This is a genomic window from Bdellovibrio sp. BIS2 (genome assembly GCF_055398295.1).
The window spans coordinates 244,887-271,681 of sequence record NZ_AP035879.1 but is presented as its reverse complement, the minus strand read 5'-3'; the positions used below and the strand labels follow the sequence as shown (position 1 = coordinate 271,681).

General features: G+C 49.9%; 29 protein-coding genes. 10 read left to right on the top strand and 19 right to left on the bottom strand.

What is annotated here, in order from left to right; genetic code table 11:
- The first annotated feature begins 25 nt into the window (after window positions 1-25).
- Window positions 26-682 carry a maleylacetoacetate isomerase gene (gene maiA, locus ACZ520_RS01345; RefSeq protein WP_374031791.1) on the top strand — a complete coding sequence of 219 codons (657 nt, stop codon included), beginning with the start codon at window positions 26-28 and terminating at the stop codon, window positions 680-682.
- Window positions 683-709: 27 nt separating this feature from the next.
- Here the strand turns inward: maiA and cyoE are convergent, their stop codons facing one another.
- From cyoE to fabG, 10 genes are all read right to left on the bottom strand, one after another.
- Window positions 710-1,588 carry a heme o synthase gene (cyoE, locus tag ACZ520_RS01340; protein WP_038450612.1) on the bottom strand — a complete coding sequence of 293 codons (879 nt, stop codon included), beginning with the start codon at window positions 1,586-1,588 and terminating at the stop codon, window positions 710-712.
- 7 nt (window positions 1,589-1,595) lie between these two features.
- A complete protein-coding gene (locus ACZ520_RS01335; RefSeq protein ID WP_374031790.1) occupies window positions 1,596-1,931 on the bottom strand; it encodes a cytochrome C oxidase subunit IV family protein in 336 nt (111 codons plus the stop codon).
- 3 nt (window positions 1,932-1,934) lie between these two features.
- The gene (locus ACZ520_RS01330; protein ID WP_011162886.1) at window positions 1,935-2,600 is read right to left on the bottom strand and encodes a cytochrome c oxidase subunit 3 family protein; all 666 of its coding nucleotides are present in this window, start codon (window positions 2,598-2,600) and stop codon (window positions 1,935-1,937) included.
- A complete protein-coding gene (gene ctaD, locus ACZ520_RS01325) occupies window positions 2,587-4,194 on the bottom strand; it encodes a cytochrome c oxidase subunit I (RefSeq protein WP_416479631.1) in 1,608 nt (535 codons plus the stop codon). The genes ACZ520_RS01330 and ctaD overlap by 14 nt, the downstream gene beginning before the upstream one ends.
- A 10-nt stretch (window positions 4,195-4,204) precedes the next feature.
- Complete coding sequence (coxB, locus tag ACZ520_RS01320; protein ID WP_088566528.1) at window positions 4,205-5,161, bottom strand: cytochrome c oxidase subunit II; 957 nt, start codon at window positions 5,159-5,161, stop codon at window positions 4,205-4,207.
- Between the two features lie 6 nt (window positions 5,162-5,167).
- On the bottom strand, window positions 5,168-6,025 hold the full coding sequence (locus ACZ520_RS01315) for an SCO family protein (protein WP_374031788.1): 858 nt from the start codon (window positions 6,023-6,025) through the stop codon (window positions 5,168-5,170).
- Window positions 6,026-6,061: 36 nt separating this feature from the next.
- Window positions 6,062-6,598, bottom strand: coding sequence for a c-type cytochrome (locus ACZ520_RS01310; protein ID WP_464127161.1), 537 nt, complete (start codon window positions 6,596-6,598; stop codon window positions 6,062-6,064).
- A 148-nt stretch (window positions 6,599-6,746) separates the two neighbouring features.
- Window positions 6,747-7,523, bottom strand: a complete 777-nt coding sequence (locus tag ACZ520_RS01305; RefSeq protein WP_464127158.1) for an alpha/beta fold hydrolase — start codon at window positions 7,521-7,523, stop codon at window positions 6,747-6,749.
- Window positions 7,520-8,521, bottom strand: coding sequence for an alpha/beta fold hydrolase (locus ACZ520_RS01300; protein ID WP_232468849.1), 1,002 nt, complete (start codon window positions 8,519-8,521; stop codon window positions 7,520-7,522). Before ACZ520_RS01300 ends, ACZ520_RS01305 begins: the two co-directional genes overlap by 4 nt.
- Window positions 8,522-8,556: 35 nt before the next feature.
- Complete coding sequence (gene fabG, locus ACZ520_RS01295) at window positions 8,557-9,306, bottom strand: 3-oxoacyl-ACP reductase FabG (RefSeq protein WP_464127156.1); 750 nt, start codon at window positions 9,304-9,306, stop codon at window positions 8,557-8,559.
- 144 nt (window positions 9,307-9,450) lie between these two features.
- On the opposite strand from fabG, the gene ACZ520_RS01290 reads away from it, so the two are divergent.
- The 5 genes from ACZ520_RS01290 (at window position 9,451) to ACZ520_RS01270 (ending at window position 13,993) form a co-directional block, all read left to right on the top strand.
- Window positions 9,451-10,461, top strand: a complete 1,011-nt coding sequence (locus ACZ520_RS01290; protein ID WP_464127154.1) for a ketoacyl-ACP synthase III — start codon at window positions 9,451-9,453, stop codon at window positions 10,459-10,461.
- A 17-nt stretch (window positions 10,462-10,478) separates the two neighbouring features.
- Window positions 10,479-11,975 (top strand): acyl-CoA synthetase, encoded by a 1,497-nt coding sequence (locus ACZ520_RS01285; RefSeq protein WP_464127152.1) that lies wholly within the window; start codon window positions 10,479-10,481, stop codon window positions 11,973-11,975.
- A 73-nt stretch (window positions 11,976-12,048) separates the two neighbouring features.
- Window positions 12,049-12,573, top strand: coding sequence for a hypothetical protein (locus tag ACZ520_RS01280; protein WP_374031783.1), 525 nt, complete (start codon window positions 12,049-12,051; stop codon window positions 12,571-12,573).
- 66 nt (window positions 12,574-12,639) lie between these two features.
- Window positions 12,640-13,296: a matrixin family metalloprotease gene (locus ACZ520_RS01275; protein WP_464127149.1), complete on the top strand. Its 657-nt coding sequence runs from the start codon at window positions 12,640-12,642 to the stop codon at window positions 13,294-13,296.
- 4 nt (window positions 13,297-13,300) lie between these two features.
- Window positions 13,301-13,993, top strand: coding sequence for a hypothetical protein (locus tag ACZ520_RS01270; protein WP_088566537.1), 693 nt, complete (start codon window positions 13,301-13,303; stop codon window positions 13,991-13,993).
- Window positions 13,994-14,002: 9 nt separating this feature from the next.
- On the opposite strand, the gene ACZ520_RS01265 is transcribed toward ACZ520_RS01270, so the two are convergent.
- The 6 genes from ACZ520_RS01265 to ACZ520_RS01240 form a co-directional block, all read right to left on the bottom strand.
- Window positions 14,003-14,446: an outer membrane protein assembly factor BamE gene (locus tag ACZ520_RS01265; RefSeq protein WP_011162873.1), complete on the bottom strand. Its 444-nt coding sequence runs from the start codon at window positions 14,444-14,446 to the stop codon at window positions 14,003-14,005.
- Window positions 14,447-14,532: 86 nt separating this feature from the next.
- Window positions 14,533-15,138 carry a hypothetical protein gene (locus ACZ520_RS01260; protein ID WP_374031781.1) on the bottom strand — a complete coding sequence of 202 codons (606 nt, stop codon included), beginning with the start codon at window positions 15,136-15,138 and terminating at the stop codon, window positions 14,533-14,535.
- Window positions 15,119-15,793: a hypothetical protein gene (locus tag ACZ520_RS01255; protein ID WP_416479633.1), complete on the bottom strand. Its 675-nt coding sequence runs from the start codon at window positions 15,791-15,793 to the stop codon at window positions 15,119-15,121. The genes ACZ520_RS01260 and ACZ520_RS01255 overlap by 20 nt, the downstream gene beginning before the upstream one ends.
- A gap of 120 nt (window positions 15,794-15,913) precedes the next feature.
- A complete protein-coding gene (secA, locus tag ACZ520_RS01250; protein WP_088566540.1) occupies window positions 15,914-18,580 on the bottom strand; it encodes a preprotein translocase subunit SecA in 2,667 nt (888 codons plus the stop codon).
- Between the two features lie 130 nt (window positions 18,581-18,710).
- Window positions 18,711-19,193, bottom strand: a complete 483-nt coding sequence (locus ACZ520_RS01245; protein WP_011162869.1) for a tRNA (cytidine(34)-2'-O)-methyltransferase — start codon at window positions 19,191-19,193, stop codon at window positions 18,711-18,713.
- Entirely contained in the window at window positions 19,186-19,788 is a 603-nt protein-coding gene (locus ACZ520_RS01240) for a gamma-glutamylcyclotransferase family protein (protein WP_232468853.1), read from the bottom strand. The genes ACZ520_RS01245 and ACZ520_RS01240 overlap by 8 nt, the downstream gene beginning before the upstream one ends.
- A 251-nt stretch (window positions 19,789-20,039) precedes the next feature.
- Here ACZ520_RS01240 and ACZ520_RS01235 point away from each other — a divergent pair, with 251 nt between their 5' ends.
- From ACZ520_RS01235 to ACZ520_RS01225, 3 genes are all read left to right on the top strand, one after another.
- Window positions 20,040-20,378 carry a P-II family nitrogen regulator gene (locus ACZ520_RS01235; RefSeq protein ID WP_088566542.1) on the top strand — a complete coding sequence of 113 codons (339 nt, stop codon included), beginning with the start codon at window positions 20,040-20,042 and terminating at the stop codon, window positions 20,376-20,378.
- Window positions 20,379-20,409: 31 nt separating this feature from the next.
- Complete coding sequence (gene glnA, locus ACZ520_RS01230; RefSeq protein WP_088566543.1) at window positions 20,410-21,822, top strand: type I glutamate--ammonia ligase; 1,413 nt, start codon at window positions 20,410-20,412, stop codon at window positions 21,820-21,822.
- Window positions 21,823-21,898: 76 nt separating this feature from the next.
- A complete protein-coding gene (locus ACZ520_RS01225; RefSeq protein WP_088566544.1) occupies window positions 21,899-22,306 on the top strand; it encodes a glycine cleavage system H family protein in 408 nt (135 codons plus the stop codon).
- A 48-nt stretch (window positions 22,307-22,354) separates the two neighbouring features.
- On the opposite strand, the gene ACZ520_RS01220 is transcribed toward ACZ520_RS01225, so the two are convergent.
- On the bottom strand, window positions 22,355-22,909 hold the full coding sequence (locus tag ACZ520_RS01220; protein WP_088566545.1) for a DUF4383 domain-containing protein: 555 nt from the start codon (window positions 22,907-22,909) through the stop codon (window positions 22,355-22,357).
- Between the two features lie 150 nt (window positions 22,910-23,059).
- Between ACZ520_RS01220 and ACZ520_RS01215 the strand changes: the two genes are divergently transcribed.
- On the top strand, window positions 23,060-23,947 hold the full coding sequence (locus tag ACZ520_RS01215) for a DMT family transporter (protein ID WP_088566546.1): 888 nt from the start codon (window positions 23,060-23,062) through the stop codon (window positions 23,945-23,947).
- Here the strand turns inward: ACZ520_RS01215 and ACZ520_RS01210 are convergent.
- Window positions 23,928-25,205: a hypothetical protein gene (locus ACZ520_RS01210; RefSeq protein WP_464127143.1), complete on the bottom strand. Its 1,278-nt coding sequence runs from the start codon at window positions 25,203-25,205 to the stop codon at window positions 23,928-23,930. The genes ACZ520_RS01215 and ACZ520_RS01210 overlap by 20 nt on opposite strands.
- Before the next feature lie 168 nt (window positions 25,206-25,373).
- A complete protein-coding gene (locus ACZ520_RS01205) occupies window positions 25,374-26,789 on the bottom strand; it encodes a HAMP domain-containing methyl-accepting chemotaxis protein (RefSeq protein WP_464127141.1) in 1,416 nt (471 codons plus the stop codon).
- Between the last annotated feature and the right edge of the window lie 6 nt (window positions 26,790-26,795).

The following is a 26,795-nucleotide window of genomic DNA, read 5'->3' as shown; positions in this document are numbered from 1 at the left end:
TGTGAGGCTCAATAGGAGTCAGTATATGTCCTCGATAGTACTTTACAACTATTTTCGAAGCTCCACTTCGTACCGTGTTCGTCTGGCTTTGCACCACAAGGGTCTGGCCTTTGAGTACAAACCCATCAATCTTTTGAAGAGCGAACAACTGACCCCCGAATACAAAGCCATCAACCCGCTGGGCGGCGTACCCACGCTGATCCACGACGGCAAGATCATCCCGGAATCCTTTGCCATCATTGAATATCTGGACGAGGTCTTCCCACAAACACCTCTGATGCCGAAAGATGCCTACAAACGTGCCCGCATCCGCCAAGTATGCGAAGTGATCAATTCCTTCATGCACCCGATGGCCAATCTGAAAACACTCAAGTACCTGACCAACAAACATGGCTATGACCAGGACCAAAAAGACGAATGGGCCCAGCACTGGATCTATCAGGGGTTGGAAGTTCTTGAAACAACGCTGAAAGAGTTCTCGGGAACTTACAGCTTCGGGGATGAAATCACCATGGCCGACATCTTCCTGATCCCGCAGCTTTTAACAGCTCAAAGATACAAAGCCGACATCACCAGGTTCCCAACCCTGGTGAAAATCAACAACAACTGCCTGAAGTTGGAAGCTTTCAAGAAAGCCCACCCCTTCAATCAGATGGATACACCCGAAGAGTTCAAAAAATAAAAAAGGCCCGGAAACGGGCCTTTTCTTTTAGTTATGATGAATGAAGAGAAAGTTCCATTTATCAATCACCGGGATGATGATGAAGACTAACATCGAAACGTTGAGCCACATAAAGAAGGCCAGCCAACGTTCAGTCCCATTGGACTTATAGTAGCGATAGAACTCTTGCAGGACCTTGAACACAAACGGGAACGTCAGCAAAACAAACATCCAACTGGCGTGAACAAACATAGGTGCTGCCAAAGCCACACCGACATAAACGAAGGTGTAAAGGCCGACCTGGAACATGGTTTTTTCCATCCCCAAGGCCACCGGCAACGTCGGAATCCCGCCCGCCGCATAGTCATCCTTGTAACGGATTGCCAGCACCCAGAAGTGCGGCATCTGCCACAGGAACATGATCAGGAACAGATACAGAGATTCAGAGTTGAAGATATCGGGATTTGCCACCGCATAACCGATGGTCACCGGCAAAGCCCCCGGGATCGCACCCGGCACAGCCGCAAACACCCAACGGCGCTTCCACCACAAAGTATAAGGGCCGTTGTAAAGGAACACGCAGAACAGACCCACCCAGCCGGCCACCGGCTCCAGCTTGAACAACATGTTCATACCGACCAGCAAAAGGCCCACGGACAGAATGCCCGCTGCTGCCGGCTTGATTTTACCGGAAGGGATCGGACGCTTGGCTGTACGAGGCATTTTTTGGTCGATCTTCCAGTCTTGAACCTGATTCAGCGCAAGCGAACCCGAGCTAAGGAAGTAAATCCCCAACAGGGTTTCTAAGAAGATTTTCCAATCAAAGGGATTTTCGATCTGAAAACCAGTGGCATAGCCGGCCAGTCCCGCAAGGACTGAGAAAACGACTATGCCAAACTTGGTAAGATCCGCGTAGATACGTAGCACGATGATCTTATAGAGGGCTGACTTCGTGAACGCGTGTCGCGATGTCGATTGCGCAAATCACGAACAAAAGCGCCAGGAAGAAGAAACCAGATGCAAAGACAAAGCGATTCATCTTGGTGTCGTCTTTCAAGTGCATGAACCAAAGGCAAACCAGAGTCGCTTTTACCAAAGCAATCAGGAACGCCACCGGAGCCGCCAACGCACCCAATTCAGCTCTGAAGTTGTGCGCGATGATTGTCAGGAAGGTCAGACCGAACAAAGCCAGGGCAACTTTGAAGTAAGTTGCCAGTGGCGTGATGTGCGGATGAAGAACATTCGGATTGTTATCGTTATGTTGAGCCATTTGTTACCCCACCAAATACAGAAGAGGGAATAGGAAGATCCAGATCAAGTCGACGATGTGCCAGAACAAACCAACACCTTCCACAACGATCCAGTATTGGCTGTGGAAATCACCGCGCATTGTGCGGATCAAACACCAAGTGATCAGACCCATACCCAACAAGACGTGGATACCGTGCAGACCTGTCATCACGTAGTAGAAGCCGAAGTACAAACCAAGGTTTGCGTGTTCTGCGCCGACTTTCGCAACATCCAGGAATTTACCCGGGAACAGACCCAGGTGGAATTTATGCTGGTATTCGAAGTACTTGATGACCATGAAGATCGCGCCGCAAAGAACAGTCGTTGCCAGGGCAAGGACCGCTTTTTTCTGCTGATTCTTCTGGATGAAGGAAATCGAGATCGCCATTGTGAAGGAGGAGAAGATCAGAACCAGGGTATTTACGAAACCCATTTTCCAATCAAGAGACTTCGCACCTTCAGCGAACATCGCCGGATACTCGTTATGGTAAAGAGCATAACCGACAAAAATCGCACCGAACATCAGGATCTCTGTCAGCATGAACAACCAGATACCCTCTTTACCAGAGGAATACTGTTGCTCAGCCGTTTTAAAGTGGTGAGCTACGTGTGCTGTGTGAGCGCCGTGTGCTGTATTATCTGTACTCATAAGGCCCCGCTGTTACTACTGGTTCAACGCTGAAGTTGTCATGTGGAGGTGGAGAAGAAGTCTGCCACTCCAAAGTTTTAGAGCCCCAAGGATTCATCGGAGCTTTTTCACCTTTCAACAGACCCTGAACGATTGTGTATAGACCGAACAGGAAACCGATAAGGATCAACCAAGAACCCACTGTGGAGATCTTGTTCAGATTCTCGTACGCCGGGATGTAGTCGAAGTAACGACGAGGCATACCCATTGCGCCCAGAACGAACTGAGGGAAGAAGGTCACGTTGAAACCGATGAAGATGAACACGAAAGAGATACGAGCAGTGGTTTCGTTGTACATCTTACCGAACATTTTCGGGAACCAGTAGAAGTAACCACCCATCAACGCCATCAAGGTACCACCCACCATTACGTAGTGGAAGTGAGCCACCACGAAGTAGGTATCGTGGAAGTGAACGTCGATTGGCAAAGTCGCCAGCATGATACCAGTCACACCACCGATGGCGAACAGGAACATGAAGCCCAAAGCGTAAAGCATCGGAGACTGGAAGGACACGGAACCTTTATAGAAAGTCGCCACCCAGTTGAACATCTTGATCGCCGTCGGAACCCCAACCAGCATTGTCAGGAAGGAGAAGATGATACCAGTCGTTTCAGACTGACCGGACACGAACATGTGGTGACCCCAAACGAAGAAGGACACCGCCGCGATACCCAAAGAAGAGTATGCGATCGCCGTGTAACCGAAGATGACTTTTTTGGAGAAGGTCGTGATCAGCTCGGAGATGATACCCATCGCCGGGATAACCATGATGTAAACCGCAGGGTGAGAGTAGAACCAGAAGAAGTGCTGGAACAATACCGGGTCACCACCCAGTTTAGGATCGAAGATACCGATACCCAGGAATCTCTCCACTGCCAGAAGAAGCAATGTGATACCCAAAACCGGAGTCGCCAGCATCTGAAGGATCGCTGTTGCATACAAAGACCAGATGAACAATGGCATACGGTGCATGGTCATGCCAGGAGCTCTCAGCTTGTGCACAGTCACGATGAAGTTCAGACCTGTCAGGATGGAGGACATACCCATAATGAAGGCTGCAAGAACCATCATCGCTGTCGCCGTACCCGTTCTGATAGAATAAGGAGTGTAGAACGTCCAACCAGTGTCGATCTTAGTAGTGAAGAAAGTCGCAATCGCCAGAGCCGCACCCGCCATGAAGCAGTACCAGCTCAGCAGGTTGATTCTTGGGAAGGCCACGTCTTTCGCACCGATTTGCAAAGGCAGGAAGAAGTTACCCAGAATCGCCGGGATACCAGGAACGATAACCATGAAGACCATGATCGCCCCGTGATACGTCATCACCTGGTTGTAAACGTCACCGTTTGCCAGAATCTGACCCACGTTTGGTGCCGCATTTGGAGCAAAAAGTTCCAAACGAAGCAACAAAGCCATGATCCCACCGACAAGGAAGAAGAACATAACAGTGATGAAGTACATCAGGCCGATACGTTTGTGGTCGACAGTAGTCAGCCAGGACCAGATGCCTTTTTCGAAATTAATATAGTTGTCGCCGTGAGCTGTAGTTTTCGCCATGCTCAACTCCTTACTTCAGATTCTTGATGTACTCGACAAGAGCACTCAATTCGTTTTCGTTCAGCTGACCCTGGAAGGTGGGCATTACGCCCTTAGGGAAGCCTTTAACGATGTGTTTGTTTGGCTCAAGAATGGATTCGCGAATGTAGTTTTCGTCGAACATGATCTTGGTGCCATCATCCATAACTTCTTCGTGACCGAATTTCTGGAACAAAGAAGGACCGACCATTGTTGCCGGGCTGTCCACCGCGTGGCAGGACGCGCAGGCTTTAACCGCAAACAATTTCTTACCTTTTTCACCCAGTGGCAGGAATCTTTCTTCCTGACCCTGTTCCAGATATTTGTCGAAGTCTTCACGGGAAACAACTCTCAACTTACCGATCATGCCGGAGTGAGAAGTACCGCAATACTCAGTACAGAACAGGTGGAATTCGCCCAGCTTGTCAGCCTTGAACCACAAAGCTGTGTAACGGCCTGGAACCGCATCCTGTTTAATACGGAAGGATGGAACGAAGAAGGAGTGGATCACATCAGAGGAAGTCAGAAGAATCTTCACGTCCTGATTGATAGGTACCACAACCTCATTCACGGTTTTGAAACCGTTCTTGTATTCAACTTCCCAAGCCCACTGTTTACCCAATACGTTGATTTCCAACGCATTTTTAGGCATCGCGCGCATTTGGTGATAGATGTACCAGCCCCAGCCGAACACACCCAGGAAGATTACAAGTGGAATGAATGACCACAAGAACTCCAACGCTGTGTTGTGAGAGATATAGGCTGTCTTGTCGTTGGAAGACTTACGTCTGTATTTCCAAACGAAATAGATCATCCCACCGATCACAAGGACGCAGGCGATCAAACTTGTTACAAGCAAGAATCCATAAAGATTGTCGACCTGCTTCGCAATCTCGGTTCCCTGCGTGGGCATGAAGGATTGGGCCTTCGCAATATTAAACCACATCATGTACCTTTATCTCCCCGCCGTATTGTTCTGCTCTCTGCGAGCGCGAATCCATACAGGCAATAACCAAATTACCATCACCAAAACCATCACCGCTCCGCCCATCTTCATTACGTTGAAGGCAACAAGCGTGTACTTGCTTTGATGTGGGTCATACTTAAAACAATAAAGCACCAAGCTGTCGACGAAGGTTCCGATTTTACCATCGGTCGCTTCGTTCAGAGCGATCTTGATGTCCTGAGGATTAAACATAATCCCCGGCAGATAGCGCGAGATCGTTCCGTCCGGAGTGATCACAATCGCTGCTGAAGCGTGGGCCCACTCCTGGGCTTTCTCGTCCCATCTGAACTTGAATCCCAGTGACTGCGTCAGTGCCTGCACTGTGGATTCGTCCGCCGTGATGAAGTGCCATTCCTTTTCAGATCCGGCGCGGTCATACAGCTTCATGTAAGTCTGTTTTTTGTGTGCCGCCAAGTCGGGAGTCTCTTTTGAGTCAAAACTCACAGACAGCAACTTAAACTTCTTACCAATCGTCCAATCCTTGTCCATCAACTTGAGCGCGTCGGTCAGACCGTTCAAATGGAAGTTACAAAGACCCGGACAGGAAAAATATACCGGCGAAATGATCACCGGATGTTTACCGTCGAAGAAAGACCCCAGCGCCACTTCCTGGCCATTGTCGTCTTTCACTTTCAAAGTCAGGTCGATTTTTGAACCCAACTTTTCGTCGATACCCACGCCTTCAAGCTCTTTGGGCTGCTCGTTGGCAACCATCGGAGCCGGCTTGCCGTCGTAGGCTTGAGCACCTGCTGAAAACAAAACAAGAACGGCTGTCGTCAGTACCGTTCCCATTGTCTTTGTTTTCAATACCAGCTCATTGGCAAGCATTAATTAAATCCTTAATTATTGTGCGGTTTTTGCAAACTCAGCAACTTTAGCAGGATCGTCTTTGGATTTATTTTCAGTGATAGAATCGATGAAATGGATCACAGCCCAACGATCAGCCGGCTTGAAATGAGAGTAAGCCGCCATAGAGGAACCTTTGATACCATTTTGCAGAACTTTATAGTGAGCGATAGCGCCTTCACCTTGAGTCCATTTACCTTCAACCAAGTTACGTGGCTTAGGATTCAAAGCCGCACCCGCAGCACCGTCGCCTTTACCTTCGTTACCGTGGCACATAGCGCAGTTTGTAGCGTAGAATTTCTTACCGTAAGCAACCATTTCCGGAGTGGAAACCCAAGGATCTGGAACTTTGGTGATATCGAAGACAGGAACAGCGCCCTCTACTGCAGGGGCATTTGGATCTACAACGTTCTCGCCAAGATCAACACCTTTATTGATCGCAACGATGTAAACGAAGAATGCACAGACGAATACCATTGAAAAGGCAAACGCCAGCAGACCACTACGGTTATACTCATCTCTAGGCTCAGACATAGGTTGGCACTCCCTGGGGGACGCAAAGTAGTTTTGTCACAGTATTGTAATATATTAAACGATAACTAACCGAAAACAGGCTGATGGGCAACCTATTACGCCGACCCGGTCGAGTTGATTTTGCGCGGCGCAACGCGCCACGCCGCCGCTAGAACAGGTAACTCCGAGTGATGTTCACAAAGGCTTCAGGATTCTCGATATTTGGACAATGTCCTAAGTCAGGAATTTGCGCGAATTTACCCCGCAAAAACAGCGCCGCCAGAGCTTGAGAATCACCCTCAGAAAGCAGCTTGTCGTGCTCCCCGTGAAGTACCAAAACTTCGTGTTCCACGGACTTCAAATCCTCACGAACATCAAGCCCATCAAGGGCTTTAAGCACCCAGTGACCGATGGTTTGCACAGCTTTATAGGCATCCGCCACCACCACTTCCTGGAAGTATTGGGAATGGGGATTATTATTATGAATCGTGGATCCAATCACCGCCGCCGTCAGAGCCCGATCTTGTTTCATCTGCTCAAACGCGGTGATCATCGAAGCATCGAACGTGACGCCTTGTGCCCCGACAGGATCAAGCAGGACGGCCTTTTTAAAAAGAGTGGGTGCTTTTGACAACATCAGCGCCGCAATCAGCCCCCCGGTGGAATGCCCCACCAGATGATACGGCCCCTTGTTCAGTTGTTTGAGCAACGCGATGAAATCCTCGGCAAACAGATGCATGTCAACTTCACTGCTATCCTTGGGGGCGGCACTTTTCCCGCACCCGCGGAATTCAGCGTAAATCAAAGAACCGGAATAATTCTTTCCCGCCGCATGCTTTGCCCAGTGTTCCTGCGCCGGATACCACCAGCGGTTGGAGGCCAGATTTCCATGGATAAAGAAAACACTTTCCGGAACCAGTCCCTCGACGACTTCATGGTGAATCATTCGCGACCCACCTGAATTTCTTCTTGGCCGGTGCGCACTTCTCCGCGGAAGGGATAACCTTCAAAATCACGACCCTCAGAAAGCTTCTTGTTGCCGGAAAGAATCTGATAAACCCAAGCCGCCGTGAAGTTTGGAACGGCTTCCACCATCTTGTGTTCCGAACCATTGATGTACAAACGGCTGGCGCGGGATTTTTCAGGAACGGCATCCCAGTATTCATCCAGCACGCTGGTATTGATGTACTGATCCTGGCGTGCAATCAACAGATGCAATGATTTTGCCGGAATGGATTCTGTCAGATCAATCGGACGATACTTGCGAATCCCCTGAACCAGACGGAAAGTGGCTTCCAGCTTGAACGGATTTTCAAGCACGATCGGCTCTGCCTGCGGATAGGTCGCATAAATGATCTGATGCAGATAATAGTCATACAAATCATCGTCGGACATTTTGTTAAACGGAAAAATCTGACGAGTCGCCCAGATCTGCGCACGAATCCACTGATCCTGACCATCCAACGGACGTGTGAACGGAGCCATCATGATCAGATTTTTCACCAGGGATGGATAAGCGGCGGTGAAGCCTGCAGCCACACCACCGCCATAAGACAGTCCAGCAATATTATATGGACCTTTTAAATTCATTTTATCTAAAAGCGCTTTCAGGTCTGCGACCTGATCCTGAACCGGAATCGGCGCCACCACCGGAGCATACTTCAACAAAGTCTGCCCTTGTCCGATGGGATCATAGCGCAAAACGCCGACACCTTTTGCCAGCAGAGCATTCACGAAAGAATCCCACTGGCGGGTGCTGTAAGTCAGACCATTGATCAAAATAACCGTGGGCTGTTTTTCTTTGGCCGGAACATAATCCACAAACAACTCTTTTTGCGGAGCAACCTGTACGAAGCCCTTAAACACTTCAGCCTTCGCCAAAGACTCCAGGGACACAAAGAAACCTGATACCAAGACACTCAAAGCCAAGAACAGAAATCTCATCGAAGTCACTCCTTATAAAAAAGTTGTCAGATCATTTACAAAACCAAACCGCCATCAACGCTGATCACAGCGCCGTTGATATAGCCCGCTTGCTCGCTGGACAGGAACAAACATGCGTTGGCGATGTCTTCCACTTCACCCAAACGCGCCACCGGAACTTTGCCTTTCATGCCGTCCAGAACTTCTGCAGGCATCGCTTTGGTCATTGCCGTTGCGATAAAGCCCGGAGCAATTGCATTGGAAGTGAAACCTTTGCGACCCAGCTCTTTCGCCCATGTCTTGGACATACCGATAACGCCCGCTTTTGCCGCCACGTAATTCGTCTGACCGAAGTTTCCATAAAGCGCCACAACAGACGCGATATTGATGATGCGCTTGCTGTTGGAGTTTGGATTGAATTTTTCCAAAACAGATTTAGTGACATTGAACAAGCCCGTCAGATTGGTATTGATCACTGCATCCCAGTCTTCAGGTGACATCTTTGCAAAAGATTTGTCGCGGGTGATACCGGCGTTGTTCACAAGAATATCCACAGCCCACGGCAAAGACGCCGCGGCTTTCGCGACGGAGTCACGATTGCCAACATCGACTTGCGCGATGTGAATCTGCGATCCGTATTTTGCAAATTCAGATTTTGCAGTTTGCAAAGCCGCTTCAGAATAATCCCAGATGGAAACATTTCCACCGGCTTCCAAAAAGCTTTTGGTGATTTGAAAACCGATACCGGAAGCTCCGCCGGTCACGATGGCATTTTTGTTTTTGAAATCAAAATTAATATTTGTCATGAACTTGAAGTACCCCGACAAGCCCCCGGTCCGTCAAAGGAAAAAGCACTTTTTCGCTCGGAGTATAGAGTTAATGCTCTAAATTTCTTTTCTTGCCAAAGACCGCAAATTGAATTCTAGATTAGCGAAATCGCAAAGGATTAAATGATGACGACGACAAGAAAAGCGACAATTGCAGGGACCGGGATGTACGCGCCTGAGCGTGTGATCACCAATCAATACTTTAATGATCTTTACAAAAAAGACATCGGATCCTTCCTGGCGGAAAACCGCAACATCAAGGAACGCCGCTGGATGACTGAAGATCAGCGCACGTCTGATTTGATTCTGCCCGCAGCCGAACAGGCGATGAAAACCGCTGGCATCACGGCGAAGGATCTGGATCTTATTATTGTCTCTACCGACACACCTGACTATCTTTCCCCGTCCACCGCCTCGGTGGTGGCGTACCGCCTGGGTGCGGTGAATGCGGGAACTTATGATATCAACACCGCGTGCGCGGGCTTTGTTGTGGGTTGTGATATCGCTTCCAAATATATTTTCGCCGACAGCAAATATAAAAACGTACTGGTGGTGGGCGCCTATGCGATGTCCAAATATCTGAACTTTGATGATTACAAAATTGCTTCCCTGTTCGCCGACGGCGCAGGCGCGGTGATTTTGCAACCATCCAAAGATGATTCCGGATTCATCGACAGCCAGATGTACACCGACGGTCAGTACCACGACTATATGGGCATCTATGCCGGGGGCACCGCCCAGCCGGTCACCCACCAGGTGGTGGAAAACAAAGGTCACCTGTTGGCTTTCCCAAAACGCATTCCGCCTGAAACCAACGGCATTCACTGGCCGCGTTTGACTAATATTTTATTGGATCGCATCCAGAAGAAACCGTCTGATATCAAGCATTTCTTCATCACCCAGTTCAACGTGCAAAGCATCTATGAAACTTTGGACAAACTGGAGCTTCCGCGCGATCGCGCCCATTACGTGATGGACCGCTACGGATATACCGGCTCTGCCAGCATCGGCATGGCGGTGGCGGATGCGGCCAATCAGAAAAAAATGAAAAAAGGCGACTTGGTCTTTATGTTGGGCTCCGGCGGTGGTATGAGCATGGCTGCACTGGCTCTGGAGTGGGGATACGACACTTAATCCATGAGAAGGTAACGATGGAACTGGATTGGCTGAAACGCTGGAAGCTTTATTCTCCGAAAAACATCGCCATTAAAGATGGCGATACGGGCCGTGAATTTTCCTACGCTGAATTTTTCGATCTGGCCAACGCCGGAGCGCACGTGCTGCACGAAAAGTTCGGCATCTGCAAAGGGGACCGTGTGGCGGTCCTTGCCACCAACGAACTGGAATACGTGTTTCTGTTCTTTGCTTTGCAACGCCTGGGCGCCATCATGGTGCCGGTCAACTTCCGCCTGACCCAGCGAGAGGTCAATCACATCGTCGCCGACTCTTCGCCAAAACTGGTTTTGTTCCAGGAAGCGTATCGCGACATCGTCGAAAACCTTCCGGGCACAAGACAGTATCTGCTGCAGGGACCAGACAGCTTCGCTGCAGATCTGCAAAATCCGCCAGCGCAAGGGGAAGTTCCCTTTGTGCCGAACGAGAATGATCCGGCGATGATCCTTTACACGTCAGGCACGACCGGCTCGCCGAAAGGCGCCATCCTGACTTACAAAATGATCTTCTGGAATTCGATCAACACGACGTTGCGACTAAATATTTCACAAACCGACTGCACGGTGATCTTTTTGCCATTCTTCCACACCGGTGGCTGGAATGTTCTAACGACTCCGTTCATTCATCGTGGCGCCAAGGTTGTGTTCTTAAAAAAATTCGACGCTGAACAGATTTTATCTTTAAGCGAAAAAGAAAAAGCGACGCTGTTGTTCGGTGTTCCGACCACCATGGAAATGATGGCAAGGTCCCCACGCTTCAACGACAGCAACTTAGAAAACATCCGCTATGCCATTGTCGGCGGCGAACCGATGCCGCTGGAGCTGATCAAGACCTGGGATAAAAAAGGCGTTCCCGTCCGCCAGGGCTATGGTCTGACCGAATTTGGTCCGAATGTGTTTTCACTGAATGAAGAAGATGCCCTTCGCAAAATCGGCTCTATCGGTTTTCCGAACTTCTATATTGAAGCCAAAGTCGTCGACCCTGAAGGCCGCGAGCTGGGCGCCAATCAGGTGGGCGAACTGCTCTTGCGCGGCCCGATGATCATGCAGGGCTACTGGCACAACGAAAAGGCCACACAAGAAACCATCAAAGAAGGCTGGCTTTGCACCGGCGATCTGGTTCGCCGTGATGACGAAGGTTATTATTATGTTGTCGGTCGCAAAAAAGACATGTTCATTTCCGGCGGTGAAAACGTGTACCCGCCCGAAGTGGAGCAGATCCTGCGTTCCCACCCCGGCGTCTTAGAGGCGGCGGTCATTGGCATTCCGGATGACAAATGGGGTGAGGTCGGCAAAGCCTTTGTGGTTCGCAGCAGCAATGACCTGACGCCGGAAACCCTGCACCAGCACTGCGTTCAGAACCTGGCGAAGTTCAAAATTCCCAAACATTTCGTGTTTTTGCCAAGCCTTCCCAAAGGGGACAGCGGCAAAATTCTGAAGCGCGTTCTAGCGGAAACGGTGAATCAAAGCTTCTAACAGGTCCGTCATTTTCAGTTATACAAACGCCCTTACGGGGGTTATACAAAGGCCACCTAACCGGAGACTTTCTATGAAAAAACTGATGATGGGCCTGATGTTGGCCGTAAATCTGATTTCCCTCAACGCCTTGGCAGACAAGCAATTCGTGGGCGCTGGCAAATTCTATGATCTTATTGCTGATTACAAAACTGTTTGCAAATCTGCAGAGTGCACCAAGCCTTACCGCGAAATGATTGTTTACACCAACAACGTGCGCGACTCCTTCCTGACCAAATTTCAATTTGCGAAACTGGAAAGAATCGCAGCGAAACAATCCTACATTTGGATCGACACAGTTCTGGCTGGTGACTTCCATGCCGACGGCAACACGGTTTTGGAAGAAGTGGTTGCGATCTTCCGTTCCAACACTCTGGTAGCCTATAAAATTGATTACAGCGAGCGTGCTTGGTATGTGGGTGCCTGCAACTGGGATGGCGAGACTGACGAGTCTTTGGCCAACTGCCCGGAAGGTAAAATCCATGAGTCCAGCTTTGTGTCCCCGGATTTCAAAACCTATATCCGCAACGACGACGACATCGCCGACTTCTATAACTAGGTCCTAGGTCGAGTATTCATTTCTTGTCAGGTTGCGCGTGGAAAACTCGTGTAAACTGACAAGTATATGTTCAAGTGGATCGTCCTTTCTGTCACCCTTCTATCTTTGTGCGCCTGTGAAAAGGGCCCCAGTCTTGGGCCCGGCGACGACGATCTATTAGCCAGCGAAAACCAGGCCGACTGCGGATTTGTGCAAAATTCTTATGGTCAGCGTATCTCCTGGAAGTCCAACATCCCTGTAAAATTAAAACTTCACAGCAGTTATCCTGTGGAATTCGAAGATGCACTTAACAAAGCAGCCCAGCACTGGAATGATGCTGCCGGCATGACTTTGTTCACCTTCAGTCGTGTGACCGACTCTCAGGCAAACACCGCCGCCAAGGACAGCAAAAGCACTGTGCACGTCCTGACGGAATGGCCGTGGCAGGAAGCTCCGAAAAAGAACTATCAGGCGTTGACCACCCTTTACTGGCGATCAAACCAGATTTATGAAGCCGATCTGATTCTGAACGAACAGTTCTTTAAGTTCTTTACTTACGACATCCCATCCATGGGTTCAGGTGTGCATCTTGAAAGTTTGATGGTGCACGAACTGGGGCATGTGTTGGGCCTCAAACACCGCGACAACACCGTGGCCAGTGTTATGTGGAGTATTTTAAGTTCAGACACAATCCGCAACACCCTGACTCAGGCGGATCGTGATACAATAAAGTGCGAGTATTAATATTATGAAGAGACAAAAGTCACCGCTGCAAAAAATGTCGCGCATGATGAGCCTGATTTTACTGATGGCGGCTCTTCCCTTTGCTTTGCACGTACTGAATGAAAAGCTTTCCCCGCAGCGCAAAGTCGCCTCTGACGGAGGCTTAAGCTCGGTGGGCACGGTCTCTGACAGCTTTGACTTAAGCGAAGCCACCCCTGAGGAATTCAGAAAAGCCTTCAAGTACCAGGTTCTTAAAAATGTCGAGCTGGATCAGTTCAGCGAGGGTCCGGGCATCAAGCTGGGGCTGTTCCTGATGAAAAGTCCGGCCGGGTCCCGCGTGTTTGTGTGTGACCGCTATCCCACCGTGGATCTGCTGTTCTCGGCAGAAGGCGTGGCTATTTCCGGTGAAATTCCAAAGATGGTCGTGCGCATCCCGTGCGTGGTCAGCGATGACCAGAACCATATCGCCGCTTTCCCGATTCCGTTTGCGCGGATCTTCGCAAGCCCGGTCAGTGATTTTGAATTCGACATCACCGCCCCTGGCATTCGTGAGGGTGGCAAAATCTATTTCCGCAATGTCGTGGATGAATGGCCGCGCGAATGGGCCTGGACCGGTGTGAAATTTTACGGGAAGGATGCTTCAGACACTTTAGAGATCACCGGCTATGAAGTGATCTCTGTTCTGGGGGAACCCCTGGTATTGCCTCAGGGGCAGTAACTGCAACAGCTAACGAACCGGCTCGAAATCCGGAACGTAACGAACCTTGTCTTCACCCTTGGATTTCTTTTCATACTCATCATAGGAACGACGGTGACCTTCAACATCGCGGGCGATCTGTTCGTCGATCTCGCGGTTCTTACGATCATTCAATGAATCCATGGCCACGGCATTCTTTTCTGCCGGCGGCTGCCACACATCACCAACATAGATGGCGTTGCCTTCAAAGAACTGCACTTCTTTCACAAACTTGATGCGCTTATCATAAAACACATAAGTCCAGCGGTCCTTGCCATGAAATCTTTGAGTTTGGGTGGGGCTTCCCATCAGATCAAGAACGTCGTCTTTTTCCATTCCAGGCGTGATTTCTTCAAATTGCTTCAGCATGGATGTCTGGCAGGCAGACAGCATCAGGCCAAGCGAAATCAACGGTATAGCCGCATATCGGAGCATACTTCCCCCATTCTTCTAAGGTACCAGCTTCGCCCGTTCCTCGAAAGCGAGCAACTTTCTTTTGTCTCAATATGGGACAGGGATTTTTATTTTTTCAGAATAACCGGATCGGTCAGACTGGCCGGGGCCTGAGGAGCGGACTTTTTATGCCCATCAGCAGCCTCAGAAGCTTCCACCTTTTTTACATCTTCCGGAGTTTCGTACTGACTGCGAACCTTCTTCAGGGTGCGCTTTACGGAAGATCCCAGGCTCATCTGATTTTCCATTTCTTCGATGGACTTTAAATCAATGCGTTCGTATTCACGTTTGTCCGCCAGACCCTTTTCCGGGTAACGGTATTTCAGCAGGGTTCTTTCCCGGTCATAGTCCTTCAGATTCTTTTCCATGTCCTTGTGCAAGGTCATCATGTGGCCCAGAATCTCGTTCACCTTGGCGGGGTCCTTGGTGTGCTGCTTTTCCAGAATCAGCTTTTGAATTTCAGTTTCACCGGCTTTAATTTTGGCTTCCAAGGCCGCCACACGGGCCTGAACCACGCCATAGCTGTCCTCGCGGGATTTGACTTCTTTCGGAGCGGCTTCCTTCTTTTCGCCGTGGCCTCCGCCATGCTCCTCACCCCCGCTGGCCAAAGCCACGGAAGCAGACAAAAGAATTGTCAAAAAGCTTAACGAAATTTTAGGAACCAGACAGGACATCTTGCCTCCAGGAAATTTTAAAAGGCAGATACTTTATTCGGTTGATCAGGACAGAGGCTTTAGCCGGAGTCAGGCCCCGCAACACAAGTCTTCCGCCTCCCACATTTGCCAGCAATCCCGCCACATCCCAGCCAAAGCGGGAATCGGTCATGGCTTCGCGCAATTGAGCCAGCAGTCGACTGGACTCGATGCCATCGATAGTGACCGTATAGGCCAAGGGCCCTGAAACCGTATCCGCGTTGGCAAAGTCAGTGACGTCAGAAAAATCGGCGGTGTCTGAAGACATTGGTGCCGGTTCAGAGGCTGGCTGCGAATTCACCGAATCCAAAGTCTGACTGAAATCGTAAGGGGCTTCTTCCATCGGTGGAACGTCCCCCGGAACTTCCACAGGTTCGGCATAAGAAACATTCTCTTGTGGAGGCGCATTCATCTCCGGATCCTGAGACGGCTCGTAAGCCTGCTCGGCATACTGCTGATCATTGGAATAAGGCTGATCCTGATAGGATTGTTCCGGAAGGGAATTGTCAGGAGTAAAAGTTTCCTGCGCAGCAGAGAAATCCTGAATCGGCGGGACAAAGTCATTTCCAGGCTGCTGGAAATCCTGTCCCCCCTGAAAATCGGCCGGAGCTTCTGGCTCCGGCTCGTGTTGTGCCATTTCTGGCTGTCCATTCCAGTCGACAAAGAAAACCGCATTGCAGTGGGAACACGTAAAAAGAGTCCCCAGATGCTTATCAAGAATCTCTACCGACTGGTGGCAACTTGGACAAGAAGCCAATTATCTTTTTCCCTTCGAATCTTTGTCCATGCGGCGACGCTCTTCACGGTTCATCGGACGATCATCACGAGGACCGCTTTGGAAAGTCATCTTACGCTTGGGAGCCTCTTCAGTCTCTGGCAGGCTGTGACCGATATCCGCTTCGCTAGGAGATGAATAATCCAATTCATCCAGGTCAGCTTCTTCCGGACGCAGGCTTTCCAGAACTTCCTGCTCGTTCTGCTGGGCCACCAGTTGAACGCGCATCACTTTCTCGATGGCATCCGACTTGATGGTGTTGTTCAAAGTCTCAAAGGCTTTGAACGCCTCTTTTTTGTACTCGATCAAAGGATCTTTCTGCGCATAACCACGCAATGAGATACCTTCTTTCAGTTTGTCGATCACGTACAAGTGGTTCTTCCAGTGATGATCAATGCTTTGCAGAAGGATCATTTTCTGAACCTGCTCAAAGAACGGACCCATGGAATTTTTCTGACGATCCCAGACTTCTTTCACGCCGGATTTCACAGCGTCGGTCACTGTTTCAGTGTTCACAGCCATGGTCGCAAAGTCGATTTTGAAACCGAAGCTTTGTGCCAGGGAGTTATTCAGACCTTCCAGGCTCCACTCTTCTTTTTTGCCGCCTTCAGGGATGTGGGTATCCAACAAATTGGAAACAACATCACCCAGCCAGTCCAGAGTGGTTCTTTCGATTTCCTGACCTTCCAAAACCTTGCGGCGCATGCCGTAGATCGCGTTTCTCTGCGCATTCATCACAGAGTCGTATTCCATCAGGTTTTTACGGATATCAAAGTTGTGACCTTCAACCTTGCGCTGAGCGCCTTCGATCGCGTTGGTCACCATTTTGGCTGTGATTGGTTCATCCTCAGGGATGTTCAGCATTTCCATGATTTTCTGGATGCGCTCACCATTGAAGATTCTCATCAGCTTGTCTTCCAAAGACAGATAGAATCTGGATTCACCCGGATCCCCCTGACGACCGGAACGACCACGCAACTGGTTGTCGATACGGCGGGATTCGTGACGTTCAGTACCGATGATGTACAAACCACCCACGGCACGAACTTCCGCACGCTCCGCTTCAACCTGAGGTTTGATCTTCTGAACCGCTTCCGCGAATTCCGGAGAATCATCATTGCCCACTTGTGCCTTTGCCAGCATGTCAGCGTTACCGCCCAGCATGATGTCAGTACCACGACCGGCCATATTGGTGGCGATGGTCACAGCCCCTTTGCGGCCCGCTTGCGCGATGATTTCCGCTTCACGCTCGTGGTGTTTCGCATTCAGAACTTCGTGCTTAACGCCTTCTTTGCGCAGGAACGAGCTCAAAGCTTCGGATTTTTCGATGGACTCAGTACCCACCAGAATCGGCTGACCCTTGGCCATACGCTCTTTGATATCAGCGGTGATGGCTTTGAACTTCGCTTTTTCTGATTTATAGACCACGTCTTCCTGATCCTTACGCTGGATCGGACGGTTGGTCGGAATCACGTTTACTTCAAGATTGTAAATCTTTTTGAACTCAACTGCCTCTGTGTCCGCGGTCCCGGTCATGCCAGACAGTTTTTCGTACATACGGAAATAGTTCTGGAAGGTGATGGTCGCCAAAGTCTGATTTTCAGACTTCACTTCAACGCCTTCTTTGGCTTCGATGGCCTGGTGCAGACCATCGCTCCAGCGACGACCCGGCATCAAACGACCGGTGAATTCATCGACGATCACGATCTCGCCGTCCTTGATCATGTATTCCACATCAAGACGATACAGATAGTGAGCTTTCAGACCCTGATACACGTGGTGCAGGATTTCGATGTTTTGCGGATCGTAAAGGTTGGAAAGACCCATCAGCTCTTCGACTTTCGCGTTTCCAGCGTCAGTAAGGGAGGCTGTTTTGGATTTTTCCTCCATGGTGAAGTGAACATCGCGCTTCAGGTGCGGGATGATCTGATTCACAGCATAGTATTTGTCAGTGGAGGATTCCGCAGGACCGGAAATGATCAGCGGCGTACGCGCTTCATCGACCAGGATGGAGTCGCACTCATCGACGATGGCATAATAGTGAGGTCTTTGAACATAGTCGTTCAAATCAAACTTCATGTTGTCGCGAAGATAGTCGAAACCAAGTTCATTGTTGGTGCAGTAAGTGATGTCACAAGCGTACATCTGCTTGCGCTGCTGATCTGTCAGACCGTGAACGATGATACCCGTGGTAAGACCCAGCCAGCCGTAAAGACGACCCATGTGCTCGGCATCACGACGAACCAGGTAATCATTCACAGTTACAACGTGCACACCGCGACCCGTAAGAGCGTTCAGGTAAACCGGCAAAGTAGCCACCAGGGTTTTACCTTCACCCGTTCTCATCTCGGCGATGTTACCGCGATTCAGAACATAACCACCGATCAACTGAACGTCATAGTGGCGCATTCCCAACACACGCTTAGAGGCTTCACGGCAGACCGCAAATGCTTCCGGCAGGATATCGTGAACTGTTTCGCCTTTCTTCAGTCTCTCTTGAAACTCGGGAGTCTTGGCTTTGAGTTGATCATCCGTAAGAGCTGCCATCTGAGGTTCCAGGGCATTGATACGATCCACAGTGGGCTGGATCTTTTTCATCTCGCGGTCGTGCTTCGTTCCGAACATTTTTGTCAAAATTTGTGTAACCATAGCCTATGAGGATAGACCCAAATTGACATAAGCGGCAAGGTAAGGGGGCAATTTCTGGATGCGTCATTGACGCGATTTCATTCAGAATTTCAAAGACTTCCTCGAGAGTGACCCCGACCAAAGCCTTAAACTATCGCAATGTAAATCGCACCTGACGAAGACCCTCATAAGCCGCGATCGCCACACTGGTAGCGAGATTCAGGCTGCGAGCCCCCTCCCCAATCATGGGAATGGTGACAGTCTGCTGTGGGTGCTTTTGCAGGAATTCGGGATCCAGTCCTTTGGTTTCTTTACCAAAAACGAACCAGTCTCCGGATTGGTACTGAGGTTCAAAATAGGTGCGCTGGGTCTTGGTGGTGAAAAGCCAGATGCGGGACGGATCTTCGACGTGTTTCCACCAGTCCTCGAAGGTTTCGTGGCGATACCAGGTCAGGTGAGGCCAGTAATCCAGCCCCGCCCGTTTCAAGTTGGTGTCGTTGATCTCAAAACCCATTTTTCCGACAATGTGCAGTTCGCAGTTGGTGCCAACACACGTGCGCCCGATATTTCCGGTGTTTTGCGGGATTTCGGGCTCGATAAGAACAATGCGGAAAAGCTTTTCTGTATTAGGCAAGGTGTCTGTAAACCTCTTGGCCCAGTTTGGACAGCGCCAGTCGACGACCTTTATCGACGATCAGCTCAAGATTCATCAGCTCACGATAGAGCGTCAAATCAATCGGTACAATCTCCCGGCCAGAGGAGCGACCCAGTCTCTGAATATAAGTGACCTGCTTGTCACTGAGTTTGGAAGTCAGCACCGGCTGCTCTTCCATGGAACGTCTCCAGTCTCCGCCTGAAATCACCGTGGCATTCACCGGCAGCTTCAGAGGATTCAGGAAATAGATCCAAGCTTTGACCGGAGCGGACATGCCTTCCGGGTGCACTTCGATCTCTTCTCTGGAGTAAAGGCTCTTGTCAGGATCCAGACGGTTGTAACCGTGGAATTCATCCATCAGGCTCAACAATAAATCGGATCCCTTAAGTTCAATCAGTTGCCCCGGAACCAGGTCAGATCCCCCTTTGACCACAGCCGGGAAGCCCACTTTCAAGCGGTAGGCTGTCGCCTTAACCCTTGCAAATACTGAAGATTCCACGAAATTCTGGATCTTGCTGAAATGGACCATGCCCTCGCAAAAAGAACCGTAAACGAAAAAACGCGTTGTAGTCATTATCCCCCCCGAGTACGACAACAAAGTTTGATTTTCCGAAAAAGAGGTCCCGTGTGTACCAAAAACCACATGGCACCGCAAGCCGCTTTGCCAGGGCATTTTCTTTTTTTCCAAGCAGTGACACTTACTGGTCTGCGTTATTACGAAATTAAAAAAAATAAATGACCTTTCTAGTTTTTGCATTCCTGATTTCCTTTGCTATCCTTTTGAAAATCCAAATTTGGAATTTCTTTTCCTGAACAAAGAAGTAGATGAAAAAAATTGAGGCAATCATAAAACCCTTCAAGCTTGATGATGTGGTCGATGCTCTCTCAGAGGTCGGCGTTGAAGGGATCACTGTCTCAGAAGTTCGTGGTTTCGGCCGGCAAAAAGGGCGCACTGAGGTTTACAAAGGCGCCGAATATGTTGTCGACTTTCTCCCTAAGATAAAAATTGAAGTGGTTCTTCCCGCAGCTCTGGTTGACAGTGCGGTGGAGGCCATTCGCAAAACAGCTCACACAGGCAAGATTGGTGACGGTAAAATCTTTGTACTTCCTGTGGACTCAGCCCTTCGCATCCGCACCGGTGAGAAGGACGAGCAGGCACTTTAGATTATAGTTTTAACCCCCAGGGAGGCTCACGATGACCGGTAAAGATGTATTGAAGTTCGCCAATGAAAAAGGCGCGAAAATGGTGGATCTGAAGTTCTGCGATATGCTTGGAACTTGGCAGCACCTGACTGTGCCTTTGCACCAACTGACTGCTGAGGCTTTTGAAGAAGGCTACGGCTTTGACGGAAGCTCCATCCGCGGATGGAAAGGGATCGAGGAATCAGACATGATCATCATGCCGGATCCATCCACAGCGATGATGGACCCATTCATGCAGGTGCCGACTTTGTCTTTGATCTGTGATGTCTGCCTTCCAGAAACACTTCAAGCCTACAACCGTGATCCTCGCCAAGTGGTTAAAAAAGCCATCGCTTACATGCAGTCCACCGGCATTGCTGACACGGCTTACTTCGGTCCGGAAGCGGAATTCTTCATCTTTGATGACATCCGTTACGAACAAACCAACAACTCTGCCTTCTATATGATCGACAGTGACGAAGCTGTCTGGAACACCGGCCGCGACGAAGGTGGCAAAAATCTGGGTTACAAAGTCCGTCCTAAAGAGGGTTACTTCCCGGCCCTGCCAACAGACTCCCAGCAGGATCTAAGAACCGAAATCTGCCTTGAACTTGAAAGATGCGGCATGCAAGTGGAACGTCATCACCACGAAGTTGCCTCCAGCCAGGGTGAGATCAACTTCCGCTTCGACACCGCCCTGAACATGGGCGACAAAATGATGTGGTTCAAATACATCGTGAAGAACGTGGCAAAACGCTACGGCAAAACCGTGACCTTCATGCCAAAACCGATCTTCGGCGACAACGGTTCAGGCATGCACATCCATATGTCCCTGTGGAAAGATGGAAAAAACCTGTTCGCGGGCAACAAATACGCCGGCCTTTCTGAAATGGCTTTGCATTACATCGGCGGTGTTTTGAAACACGCTCCGGCTCTTTGCGGTATCATCAACCCGACAACCAACTCTTACAAGCGTCTGGTTCCGGGCTTTGAAGCTCCGACAAAACTGGCTTACAGCTTCAAAAACCGTTCTGCGGCAATGCGCATCCCGAACTCGGGTCCAAATCCGAAGGCAAAACGTATTGAGTTCCGCACTCCAGATCCATCTGCCAACATTTATCTGGCGGAAGCAGCCATCCTGATGGCGGGTCTTGACGGCATTATCAATAAAATCAATCCGGGTGATCCACTGGACAAAGACATCTACGGTTTGCCGCCTCAAGAGGCAGCCGCGATCCCTTCTGTTCCGGGCACTTTGGAAGAAAGCTTGAATCATCTTATGAAAAACTGCAGCTTCCTGAAAAAAGGCGATGTTTTCACTGATGACTTGATCGAAACCTGGGTTCAGTACAAAATCGACAAAGAAGTGCGTCCGGTTCAACAAAGACCGGTTCCCTACGAGTTCCACCTGTACTACGATTGCTAAAGCGCTTTTGCGCAGGAGGCAGCGCAAGCCCTGGCTTGTGCTGCTGGACTAGATCAGCTTTAGATAAGGAAAGAATATGGCATCTGACGACGTAAGAAATTTTATGGGCTATCTGTGGATCCGAAAGGAAGATGGACTCATCACTATCGGTATCAACGAAGACGGTCTTGAAGACTTCGAATCCATTTCTTCTGTGGACCTTCCTGCAGAAAATGAACAGGTCGAAGAAGATGTCGTGATCGGAACTCTTGAAACTGATGACGGTCCGCTGGACATCTACACTCCTGTTGCCGGAACTGTGGTGGAAGTAAATTCCCAGGTTATCGACGATCCATCTTTGATCATGGAAGACCCATATGAAGAGGGTTGGTTGATCCGCATCGAGGCTGATGAAGAAGCCGATGAGGACGATGAAGACGAAGATGATGATGACGACGACGATGAGGATGAAGACGACGATTATGACGACGAGGACGAAGACTAGTCCTTAACGACAAAGCCCCGGAAAACCGGGGCTTTTTTTATTCCCGAATCAGTGCCAGGTGGTTCCCTTCGGCGCCATGCGATCCAGTTTTCTGGCGGTCAGCCAGGCCCCAATCACAAAAGCAGATCCGATCAAAATGTGCACAATGTGATCGGCGGTTCCCAGCTCGAGGTATCCTGGAATCAAACGCCACCAGAATGAATCATAGTCCATCGTTGGAGGAATCATCGTGGTGTTGGATCCGAAAAGGAATCCCGCAAGACCCAGCATTCCATAGATCGCACCAAAGATATAACTAAAGCGCTCAGCAGAAATCAGAGAATTATTCACCCCAAACCACAAGGCCGCAATGCCCGAAAATATGTGCACCAGATTGTGGGTCCAGCCCAGATGCATTCCAAACAGGTTCGGCAAAACAAATCCAGCCATTCCCACCAGCACAAAGGCAACGCCGACAACCATACACACCCATTGGGCCGGCGAGGTTTCGTTTTCAGCCAGCACGACGGGTTTTTCTTCGGGACGCTGAACAGGTTTCGAGACTTTCTCTTGTTTAGGAATTTCTTTGGGTGTTCTTTCAAAGTTCGGTCTTTGCGGTTCCATAAGATGCTCCTTTGTTTTAACAGCACCATTATCCGCCTTCCCCAAGGGCTTCGGCAGAAGACTTATGGAATTTTGACAAGATTCATTGACCGATCTGCGATTCAACAGGAATCCGGTGACCCTGTTTGGACCTTCTGCTAAATTCCGTCCATGTCTGCAAGGTTTGAGAATCTGATTTTATATGCCATCTGCACTCTGATCTGGGGCTCCACCTGGCTTGTGATCACCTTTCAGATTGATGCCGCTTCTCCGGTGACCTCGGTTTTCTGGCGCTTTCTGCTGTCAACAGCTCTGCTCCTGCTGTTCTGTTTCTGGAAAAAACAAAATCTAAAATATTCCCGTCACGACCATCTGCTGTTTGCGGGTCAGGGTGTATTGATGTTTTCCATCAACTACATGCTGACCTATGTGGCGGAAACGATGATCAGCTCTGGCATGGTCGCACTAAGTTTCACTTTGCTGGTTTACTACAATATGTTCGGCATGCGCCTGTTCTTTAAAAAGCCGATCACCGCAAACGTCATCTGGGGATCATTGCTGGGTGGCGTGGGGATTGTTTTCATTTTTCTGAATGAGATTCTGAATTTCGATCCCAGCTCTAAAACCATCTGGGGTCTGCTGGTGGGATTCCTGGCGACGCTATCCGCTTCCCTCGGAAATATGGTCGCGCAGAAGAGCTATCAAAAACGAATCCCGGTGGTGGTCACCAACACCTGGGGCATGTTGTACGGAAGCATGTTCACTTTGATCGTGGCGCTGGTGCTGCAACATGATTTAAGCATTCCGCTCAATGCCCGCTTCCTGGGGGCTCTCTTCTATCTGGCGCTGTTCGGCTCGGTGATTGCCTTTGGGGCGTATCTGTCTTTGGCGGGAAGAATTGGAGCGGAGAAAGCCGCTTATACAAGCGTGCTTTCTCCGGTGATTGCCCTGACACTTTCCAGCTTCTTTGAGAACTTCCACTGGACGCCTTATATCGTCATTGGTGTGGTTCTGTGCCTGCTGGGAAATGTACTGACGCTTACCAAGCGGGCGGGTTGATTCCCGGAGGAAGGAAGAACACACCCACTTGGAACATGATGGAAATCGTTTTATCTGTTGTTTTTCTTAAGTCACGGCCCTGCGGGGCGCCGTTATCGACGATGATCAAACCGTCATTGCTGCCGGAAATATAAGTGTGTCCCGGAGTATAACCCGCCCCATTCATCATGATGGCACCCAAAATCGGTTTATACTTCGTTGAGTCCCAGGCAACCCAGCCGGCTTTATAAAGAGCCATGGAATAATTCACGACGGCCGCGGTGCTGGACCAGATCAACTGATTGCCCTTGGTTTTATTAAAGTCATCAGTCACCCGATAGCCCGCACGCTGATAAGCCTGACGCAAAAGTTCCGACTGAAATTCGGCACAAGGAACATTCGAAAATCCGTGACGAACGGCTGTACCTTGAGTGGCGATGCTCCAAGCCCCCGTCGTGGTGATCACCCCGGTTTTTTCAAAATCGATGGATCTTTGGGTCGCAACCTTTTTATCGATCATCAAATAAGATTTCGGAGTAGCGACCTCGCGGTTCACCGCTTTTTGCAGTTCTGCAAAAATACTTTGGTACTTTTCACGCTGGGCCACGGACATGGTTTCCGGCTTCACGCCCTGATTCAATTTTGCGCCAAAGCGTTTGGTTACGGACGTGACGTAATTAAACTTGGGCTTTCCGTTGGGCTGATAGTACTTCAAAAAACCCTCTCCCGGTGCCGCCGCCTGAACCACTGCAAAGTTTCCTTCGGTTCCTTCTAAGTTGCCAACAATGGAAGCAAAAACAAACAGTCCGCCCGAGGTTTTGTTGATTTCATCAATCTTGCTTTGCGGGAACTGCGTCTTGAACGCCTCAGTGACAGAAACGATTTTCACCGGATACAGAAATCCGGTGCTGGATCTTTCGATGGCTCCGCTGGAGGTGCGGTAATCCAGATGTTTGACTTCGTAATTGGATGGAACCTCGATCTGGGTTCCCGCGGGAAGTTCGACCTTGTTTTCAAGGATGCCGGATTTTTCATAGCGCAGGGTCATGGCCTGATTTAACAACAACTTCTGACTGGTGACCGCTGAACCACCGCCTGCACCGGTATTGCCGCCGGCTTCTTCCTCCGGGGACTCCACTTCCGGAGTCGGCGGCACAAGCGAGGCGCTTTCGTTGCCGGTTTCATCAATCGCCGGGAAATCATTGGCTGGTGCGCATGCCGCCAGAGTCAAAAGTGCTGCCAACAAAAAAGACTTGGTGATTTTTGTGGTTCCTGCCATGGGACCTCCGTTCACAGAGGTCTTCGGCCGACTCACATTAGGAATTTAATGTTTTTTGTGGTGTAAAAACTTTTTTCACCAGATTGACTGCAAGTGCCCAAATTCTGAATGAAAGAACAAGACGGCTTGTTTGTTTACGGACCTCGAGGCGAGGTCCGTGATCATTCTTTACTTTCCAACCAGGGACTTTAATTCACTCACAAGCCCCTGCATCCCGTGGGACATCTGTGACATCTGATCGCTGGTCTGCGCCACTTCCTGCGCAACCTGGGCGTTTTTTTGTGAAGCCTGATCCAGCCTGTTCATTGCTTCACTGATCAAAGTGATGCCGCGGGACTGTTCATGACTGGCACCGGCGATTTCGTTGTTGATCTCAAGCACTTTCTTGGCTGAATCCAAAAACTTTTGCAGCTGCTCACCGCTTTCGGCCGCCGCCTTGCTGCCGTCGTGAATGCGGGAAACACTTTCTTCGATCATCTTGGATATGCCCTTGGCTGAATCAGCACTTCTTTGCGCCAGTCCCCGAACAGCATCCGCAACCACCGCAAAACCTTTTCCCATCTCTCCGGCTCTGGCCGCTTCAACAGAGGCATTCAAAGCCAACAGGTTCGTCTGAAAGGCAATATCATCGATCACCTGGCTGACATCCCGGATCGCTGCGGAGGATTCTTTTAGTGTCTCCATCGAGGCAATCAGTTTCTGCACGGACTCGGCCCCGGCCTTGGATGCGGCAAAACTTTCCGCCGACAATGCTGATGCGGTTTTTGCGCTTTCCGAATTCAACTTCACCATGCCGGAAAGCTCCTCTAGCGAAGCCACCGTTTCTTCAAGTGAGGCGGCGGACTGAGTCGCACCCTGCGCCAAATCCTGACTGGCCCGATTCAAGTGTGCACTGGTTTCACCCAGTGAATCCCCTGAACTTTCAATATTGGCCGCAAACCGGGTCATTCGACTTACCAGACTCTGGGTCACAAGCATTCCACCCGCCAAACAGAACAAAACACCAAGAACTGCCACCACCACATTCAGGGTTCTTAAACCCGCACCTGATTGATGGGCCGTTTCGGCATCCTTTTCTATCAGCCCCCCCAGCGCTTCCATTTTTTCCTCAAGCACCTTAAAGCTCTTGTTGAAATCTTCAAGCTCGCTTAAGGCCGCCCGATATCCCTGGGTGCTGGCAAGACCCACAATCTTTCGGGTCTGCCCAATGTACCTTTCCATTTCGGGCTTGGTTTCGGCAATGGCTCGACGAGTGCTTTCGTTCAACGGCAATTCTTCCAAAGCCTGCAGGTACCGTTGGAAGTCCCCCGCTTTTTCCTCTGTCTCTTGCACAATCGCCTTGAGATTGTCTGCTTCGTTGCTTTCAGCCGCCAGCAAGGAAGCCAGCACCACGGAGCGCAGACCGTCATGCATCATATCCGCCAGAGTCATATTACGAACCGCTGGCAACTGAACTTTTGCAACATTATCAAACTGATTCATCAAGGTGGTGGAGTTCACATAGGAAAGAACCGCCACTCCCATCAGGACAACGATAAATCCACCACACAGGAACAACAGTCGTTTTCTTAAAGTCCAGTTCATGACTGC